The sequence below is a fragment of the Bradyrhizobium sp. CCBAU 45384 genome (assembly GCF_028128665.1).
GTDB lineage: Bacteria > Pseudomonadota > Alphaproteobacteria > Rhizobiales > Xanthobacteraceae > Bradyrhizobium > Bradyrhizobium manausense.
In genome coordinates, this window is record NZ_LBIZ01000091.1 from 70,722 (window position 1) to 78,377 (window position 7,656).

Annotated in this window: 5 protein-coding genes and 1 pseudogene; 1 reads left to right on the plus strand and 5 read right to left on the minus strand. The window is 63.7% G+C overall.

Going from position 1 to position 7,656, the window contains the following annotated elements:
- Positions 1-2: 2 nt before the first annotated feature.
- The 4 genes from XH80_RS07845 to XH80_RS07860 all read right to left on the minus strand — a co-directional run bounded on the left by XH80_RS07845 (position 3) and on the right by XH80_RS07860 (position 3,720).
- Positions 3-848: an SDR family oxidoreductase gene (locus tag XH80_RS07845; RefSeq protein WP_271598091.1), complete on the minus strand. Its 846-nt coding sequence runs from the start codon at positions 846-848 to the stop codon at positions 3-5.
- 4 nt (positions 849-852) lie between these two features.
- Positions 853-1,143, minus strand: coding sequence for a ferredoxin (locus XH80_RS07850; protein ID WP_271598092.1), 291 nt, complete (start codon positions 1,141-1,143; stop codon positions 853-855).
- A gap of 1 nt (position 1,144) precedes the next feature.
- On the minus strand, positions 1,145-2,434 hold the full coding sequence (locus XH80_RS07855; protein ID WP_271598093.1) for a cytochrome P450: 1,290 nt from the start codon (positions 2,432-2,434) through the stop codon (positions 1,145-1,147).
- Between the two features lie 83 nt (positions 2,435-2,517).
- Entirely contained in the window at positions 2,518-3,720 is a 1,203-nt protein-coding gene (locus tag XH80_RS07860; RefSeq protein ID WP_271598094.1) for a cytochrome P450, read from the minus strand.
- Between the two features lie 2,098 nt (positions 3,721-5,818).
- Here XH80_RS07860 and XH80_RS07865 point away from each other — a divergent pair.
- Positions 5,819-7,129: a DUF3422 family protein gene (locus XH80_RS07865; RefSeq protein ID WP_271598095.1), complete on the plus strand. Its 1,311-nt coding sequence runs from the start codon at positions 5,819-5,821 to the stop codon at positions 7,127-7,129.
- Positions 7,130-7,316: 187 nt separating this feature from the next.
- Here XH80_RS07865 and XH80_RS07870 read toward each other — a convergent pair.
- Positions 7,317-7,457: pseudogene (locus tag XH80_RS07870) on the minus strand (DUF736 domain-containing protein); the annotation flags it as partial.
- Positions 7,458-7,656: the final 199 nt, after the last annotated feature.

Here is a 7,656-nt window from a genome sequence, read left to right on the forward strand (position 1 = left end):
CGTCAGCCGCATGGCGCTGCGGCCGCTTCGGCGGTATCGTCGGCAGGCCGCGCGGCCCAGCTGTTGCCACCGTCGGCGTATGTCGGCACATGCGCCAGCATGCCGCCATCGATGCACACGACCTGGCCGGTGATGAACGCAGCATCGTCGGAGAGCAGGAATGCCACCAGCGCGGCCACGTCGTCGGGGTGGCCGACACGCGGCAGGAGCTGGTGCCGGCGCAGATGCCGTTGCATGCACGCGTCCAGCTTGGCGAGGAGTCGCTCGGTCATGATGAGACCCGGCGCAACCGCATTGCAGCGGATCTGCGCATGACCGTATTGGGTGGCGAGTGAGGCCGACAGCATGTTCATCGCCGCCTTCGACGCGGCGTAGGACGTCAGCGCGGTGTCACCGCTGAGCCCCTGGCACGACGACATGTTGACGATCGCGCCACCACCGCGGGCGATCATCCGTGGGATGGCCTGTCGGCAGCAGAGCAGCGTGCCACGCAGATTGGTCGCCATGGTCTGATCCCAGACCGCTAGGTCCAGCTCGAGGATCCCGCGGTCGCGCGGGGTCAGATGCATCGCGCTCGCGTTGTTCACCAGCAGGTCGACCCCACCGAAGTGCCGCTCCGCCGTCTCGAACAGCACTGCCACCGCCTGCGCATCGGCAATGTCAATCGCCAGGGCGAGCGCGTGGCCCGCTTCGGCCGCGATCTGCGCGGTGCAAGCGATAGCCGCCGAGCCTTCAATGTCGGCCACCACCACTCTGCCGCCCTCGCGCGCGATGGCGAGGGCGCATGCCTTGCCGATGCCGGCGCCGGCGCCGGTCACCACGGCCACTTTGCCTTCAAACCGTCCCATCGTATCATCCTAGATTGTGCCGGTCTTTCGCGGCATGCCGCTCGGCCTCCGCTGAAGAAGGCGCAGGGCCGGCGCTGCCGCGCTCGCCATCGCCAGCGTCGCTTTCGATGACCCTAATGGCGGCGACCGGGCACTGGCTGGCCGCGAGCCGCACGGCGGCGTGCAGCGCCTGCGGGACCGTCGACACGCACACTTCGGCCACGCCGTCCGGTTCGCGCTGGCGAAAGGTGCCCGGCAGCGTCAGCACGCACTGCCCGCTGGTTCCGCACAGGTGCTGGTCGACCATGACGCGCATCTCAGCTCCCCTGCGCATGCAGCCGCACCGGCAGCGCGCGGAACGTCCGAAGGAACGCCGAGGGCTCCCGGGTCGGCTGTTCGGCCAATGCTAGCCTGGGGAAGCGGGCCTGGATTCGCGGCAGGCTCTCGGCCAACTGCACCCGGGCCAGTTGCGCACCGAGGCAGAAGTGAATGCCGTGACCGAAGCTCAGCATGATCTTGCCGTCGGTCGACATGCCTGGACTGGTGCCGTAGAACCGCGCGGCATCGAAGCGATCGGGATCGGCGAAAGCGTCCGGGTCGCGATTGCCGGACGCGATCAGCACGCGCACGTCCGCGTTCTTCGGGATTACCACGCCGCCCAGTTCGATGTCGCGCAGGGCGATACGCGGAATGGAGCTGAACATCGCGGGCGCGTCGCAGCGCAGGACTTCTTCGACGAATGCCTTCACCCCCGCGGCGTCTGCCTGCAGCCAGCGCCGCTGTTCGGGATACGCCAGCATCGCCAGGACCGCATGGTCGATGGTCGCAGCAGTGGTCGCGAAGCCGCCCAGCAGCATGCCCCACAACATGCTGATCAACTCGGCATCCGATAGCGTGTCGGCATCATCATCATGTGCGCCGACCAGCATCGACACGATGTCGTGGCGGGGATCGGTGCGCTTGCGCTTTATGAGGCAGCCGAAGTAGGCCAGCACCCTGGCACTGGCCGCGTCCGCCGCGGCGAGCTGGGGATCGCTGGCGTGCGGGTTCAGGCCTTCCAGAATGGCGCCGATGCCGGCGGCGAGCCCGAACATGTCGTCTTGGGGCATGCCAAATAGTTCGGCGAAGACCAGCATGGGCAAGGTCAGCGCGAATTCCCGATGCAGGTCCACCGCCTCCCCGCGCTCCAGCGCGGGCGCCATGCCGTCCAGGCGCGCTGCGACGATGCGCGCGATGCTCGGCCGCAGGTTGTCGATCTGGCGCATGGTGAAATCGCGCGAGATGAGCCGGCGCAGACGCGTATGCGTCGGTGGGTCCTTCATCGCAAGCGTGGACGCCAGCAGATTGAGCGACAGGCTTCTCGCCGCACGCGGGAAATAGCGCGCCAGTTCGCCCGGCGCCGGTCCCCGAAACGCATCGCCCGTGGCCTTAAATGCCCAGGAGATATCGGCGTGGCGGCTCAACAGAAAGAGGCCCGACGCCGCGCGATGCACCGGATCGTGCTCGCGCAACCACCGCATGAACGGATAGGGGTTGTGGATGCAGGTTGGCGACGCCAGTTCGGCGAACGCGTCCCGGCATGCTGCCGTGGTTTCTTGCACGTCCATCTTGGTTACCTGTTGGTTGGCTGATCTGACCGGCGCGCGGCAGATTCCGGAGAAGATCGAGATCGCCCGTGGCGTCCGCGGCATCACCAGAGCACGGGGAACTGCTCGAACCCGCCCGTGATGATCTCCTTGCGCAACTTCAATTCTTCGGGCGACACGGCCAGGCGCAACGCGGGAAAGCGCTGGAAGATCGAACCGAACACCACCTTGAGTTCCAGCCTGGCCAGCGCCGCGCCGATGCAGGAGTGCGACCCGGAAGAGAACGCCAGGTGCGGCTCTCCGTCGCGTCCGATGTCGAAGATTTCCGGGTCGACGAAATGGCGCGTATCGAACGACGTCGCCGGCAGGCCGACCAGCACCTTGCTTTCCGGGGGAATATGCACGCCCGCGATGGTCACGTCGGTCCTCGGATAGCGCATGATGCCGTCCCAGCCCGCGCCCGGCGGGTACATACGCAGGATTTCCTCCACCGCCTTGTCCACCAGGGATGGATCGCGGACCAGGCTTTCGCGCTGTAGCGGATGGCGGAACATAGCCAGCAGGCCGAATTCGATCTGCGCGACAGTGCTCTCGTGGCCCGCCACCAACATGCCCGCCGCCAGGCCGATCGCCTCTTCCTCGGTCGCGTTGCCCTGGTCGACCGCCGCGAGCAGATCCGTTAACAGGTTGTCGCCCGGATCCTGGCGCTTGTCCCTCATCTTGCCGCGAATGTAGGCGCGCAGTTCGTCCCGAGCCAGGCGCGACGCGCTGCGCGGGCCGCTTTCATGCTGGTGCGTCATCACCTCGTCGGACACCCCGGCGAAAAAGGCGTGATCCTCGTAGAGCACGCCCATCAGCGCGCTGATGACCATGGCCGGAAGGGGAAATGAGAGGTGGCGCCGCAGGTCGGCCGGCTGGGGCTGGGCTGCCAACGTCTCGAACAACTGCGCGGCGATCGCCTCGACCTGCTGGGCGAGCAGCTTCACCCTGTGGTTGCTGAAAGACGGCGCCACGATCGTGCGCAACCGGGCATGCTCGGCCCCCTCGTGAGAGACCAGCCAGCCGGGCGAACCGAGAATCACCGAGTCCGGGGTGAATGCCGCCGGCGGCATTCCCGCCGGCCGGAACGCCGCGTCAGACAGTACCGCCTTGGCCTCGTCGTAGCCTGTCACCCACCAGCCTTTGTGCCCGGACGGGAAGCGCACGCGGTGGATCGGACCGTTGGCGCGCAGCACCAACATCTCGGGCGAGGGTTCGATGTGATCGACGCGCCACATCGGCAGCGTCGGCAAGGGTTGTTCGGACATGGGGGCACTTCAACCTCTAAGTGATGGAAGGGCGGAAGGTGACCGGCGGACGCTGCGGGCAGCGAAGGACGTAAAACGGCATGTAGACGACGTCCTCCGCGGCGACGATCGGTGCTAGATCCTCCAGTCGCACCAACAGCGCGGGGAAGGCGCATCGCAATTGCAGGCCCGCCAGCGCAGCGCCCAAGCAGAAATGCTTGGCCAATCGACAGGAGCGGGTTGTGCCGGGTGACATCGAACCCATCGCCATAGGATCGACTGACCGCAGGGATTGGTGAAGGAGGTCGACCGTACCTGTCCGCCAATATAGCCCCCGGACCAGTCCCACACTGCCGGTGGCAGTTTCACTCCTGGCTCAAAGTTCGCCGCTTTGGTTGCGCCGCTCGCGACGGGCGCAATTGTTGTGGCTCCCAAAGGAAGCACTCTAGATCGCATCCAACACCTGCCTGCATTTTCTCGGTCAACAACCGAGCGCCAAGTCACTGCCACAGCAAACCGTTGGAGGGATCAGACACTAACGCGGCGGTCCGTCCCGAAGACCATCGCAGTGCGCTTGGCAACTATGCCGTGAACAGAGCAAATCGCGTGCCGAAGTGAATTCGCAGGCTCAGCAGACGCTTCGCAGCGGCGCGTAGTGTCAGGTTTCTGGCATTGAGTCTTAATGTCGACAACCGGCCCAGCAAGTGCCCGACAAAGGCCTGCTCTCGCGCTTAGTGTGCGGGGCAGCCCTTGCGCGATATTTCAAGCATGCTTGGCTCTCGGGGTGGACCTCGTCAGGACCTTAGATGCGCTCGCAATGCTCCGGACGAACGTAGCGGAGGCTTGGGGAGATGTAGACGCTTTTCTTTGCCCGCAGCCGCTTGCCCGCACGGCCGCTCAATGCCGCGTTTCCGAAAGCCGGCCGGGCCATCCGACAGTACATAACAGCTTCGCGAGCTGGGTGAAGCGGGTCATCCAAATTCTCTGTACCGGGTAGACCGCATAGCGACGGTCGACCGCTATCCGTCGCCGACCGGCATCAGGTTGAACTTGAGGTTCAAGCCTTTGCCGGTGGCTATGCGGCGAATTTCCCAGCCCGCACCTTGCGGCCTCGATGATGATCGACAGGCCGGAGGCGATCAACGGCGCACCCCGCACGGCTCAACAGCGAAGGAGGAACTTTCTTGTTTCACGAGGAATGACGGCGCAGCCAGCAGGGGATGAAAGTTGTGACGCCGCTGTTGTGCCATAAGCGATCGAGGCTTCTTAGCCGGCCTTCGGCCAGATCCACTCATCGAAGACGCCGCTTCGTCCGCTCGACCCGAAACAGAACTGACATCGACGAGAACGTGGCGATCCTCGCGTCCTGCAAAGACCGGCGAGCGAGTTTGACCGAGATTGGCTCTCGGCCGCGTGGCGACAGGCGGATCAAAACCTCCGCGACCGCACTCGAGCAATACGCCTGCCAAGTCGAGGCGGCCGTACTTGTGATCCGCGCTATTCGGTCGATCGCTCACGACACTCGCCACGTATCTGCCTCACTGCGAGCGAGCCGCGGCGCTTGCACTGCCCTGAATGTCACCTCAAAAGACGATGACGGCGTGCGCTCCGGCTGCGTGATAACGTCACCTCACGCGGCGTGACGTTATCCGCCGATCGGCCAATCCCTGCCGGGCTGGTCCGAGCCCGGTCAGTCGCCGGCCTCTGCATAGACAAAATCCGTCCACAGGATGGCGTCTCAGAGAATGTAGCCGCCTGGCGAGCGATCACCGTGCAAACAGGCAATTTCCTCTGGCCTGCGCCACGTACGCATCCTGTCAGATACAAGCGCGCTTCATGTCTGAAACCCGCCTCCAACTGTCTTCGAAAGCCACTGCGTCAAAGACGCAAGCGAGCCCCTTCTACAGTGATGGCCCAAATCCTGCACCGCCTCTCCGCGTCAGGGCGGCGGCAACAAGATGGGAGTCGTGTTTGGGCCTCGATCTGTCAATCGACAATGTGGTTGCCGTAACAGAAATCGCCTGTCTGCACCCCGCTCGGGGAACGGAATACGCTCCGGCTTGCCACGCCTCGCGCGGCTGACGGCTGCTTGCTCACCCTGAAGAGAGGCGTCAATTACATGGTCGATGAATTTGATCTTCGAACCTTCACGCCACATCCGCAACGCGACGCCGTGCTCGGCGAAGTGCACGCGCGCCCTTTCACCCGCCTTGTTTCGCCATTCAGCGTGATCCACTTGGCTTTTCTTGCGCAGGGTGAGGCGGCCACAAGCGATCGCTGCCGTTTTATCGATTTTTGCCTCGAGCGCAATCTTCCGCCGCCTGAGCAATCGGCGAAACTTCATCAGATTGTCATCGAGCCCGCTACGCTACGTTGGGAGCAGCATTCGGAATTCACAACATTCACCTGGATCTGGAGAAACACAAATGGTTCTGCCGCAGACCGATTTGACAAAGTTGATGGTACCGTCCGATCACTGATCCGCGCGTTGCGTCAAACCGGCCAGTTGCTGGTCGCGATCAGGCTAGAAGTGGAGCAGGACGCCTCGCCGACCAGGCGCGCCGAACAGGTTTTTGACAAGAACAGCCTGGCCATGGTTGCTACAAAGAGCGGCGCAGGCGTTGCCGCCTCAGACTTCCGCGTAGACGAAAAAGGCTTTACGAAAATTCTCGTCTGCGACCTTGGATTGACGTCGCACGATCTCGGAGCGCTGGTGCAACGGCTCCTGGAGATCGAGACCTACCGTCCACTGGCGCTGCTTGGCCTATCGGCCGCCCTTGAGCTTGCACCTTCCGTTGATCGCATCGACCGCCGCCTTGTTGAGGCGCTCGAAAAAATGCAGAGCGGTGAGGGGCTGCAGTTCAACAACGATTTGCTCGCCGAGCTGACTGCGCTGGCCGCCTCCTTCGAAAAAGGCGCGACCGGAAGCCTGTTTCGCTTCGGCGCCAGCAGGGCCTACAACGAGCTGGTCCAATCACGACTGTCCATCATTGAAGGCAATGATGTCTCAGGTTATCCAACCTGGTCGTCGTTTCTGGCGCGCCGCATGGCGCCCGCAATGCGAACCTGCGCGACCGTAGAGGATCGTCAGGCGGCTCTGTCGGTCAAGCTGGCGCGTGCCGCCGATCTGTTGCGGACCCGTGTCGACGTCGAAATCGAACGACAACATCGTGACCTGTTGCAGGCTATCAACGAACGCGCGAGACAGCAACTTCGTCTGCAGTGCACGGTCGAAGGATTATCGGTCGGGGCGATAGGATATTATGTAGTCAGCTTGTTTAGCTATCTTGCCAAGGGCGCGCATGACGTCGGACTGCGGGTAGAGCCCTCGTTCCTGACCGCAGCCTTCGTGCCGATCGCAGTCAGCGTGATCTGGCTGGTGAGTTACAATATCCGTAAGCGACACCTCAAGCACGACGACGCGCCGTAGGTTGCTTGCGACTGAAGCTCCTTGAGGGAATCAGTGCGTCCATCCTGCGAAGCTCGCATGGTCGTGGTGCGACGCTGCCGCAAGAGCGCGGCCAGCTCCTGCGCAAATTAATGCCCGCCCAGACCAACCGGGCGAGGCATTGCGGATCGGATCAATCGCCGTTCCGACAGTTAGGACGAGACCAGATCTAGCTGAAGCCCTCGCCTTCTTCATCGGTGAACAGGTTGGCGAAGATCGGAGCAGTGAAGCTCGGATCGTCGGTATCTGGGGGGTTATCGCCCGGGCGGCTGGTTTCGGGCATGATGCGGACGTTCTTCGCCTGCAGCGCCGAGGGTCCGCACGAGGGCCCCGCCCTTGCGGGAGACGTGTGGAGGCGGCGCGTAGCGTTTGGATGCCTTGCGCGCGCCAAGGGCGCAGCCCTTTAGCTCTTTGTTGAAAAAAGAATGCGAGCGGCGTGCCGCTCTCCGTATTCGCGCGAGTGGGGATCGAAGCCGAATGGCCGAGACGGCCTTGCGGCTCGGTTCATA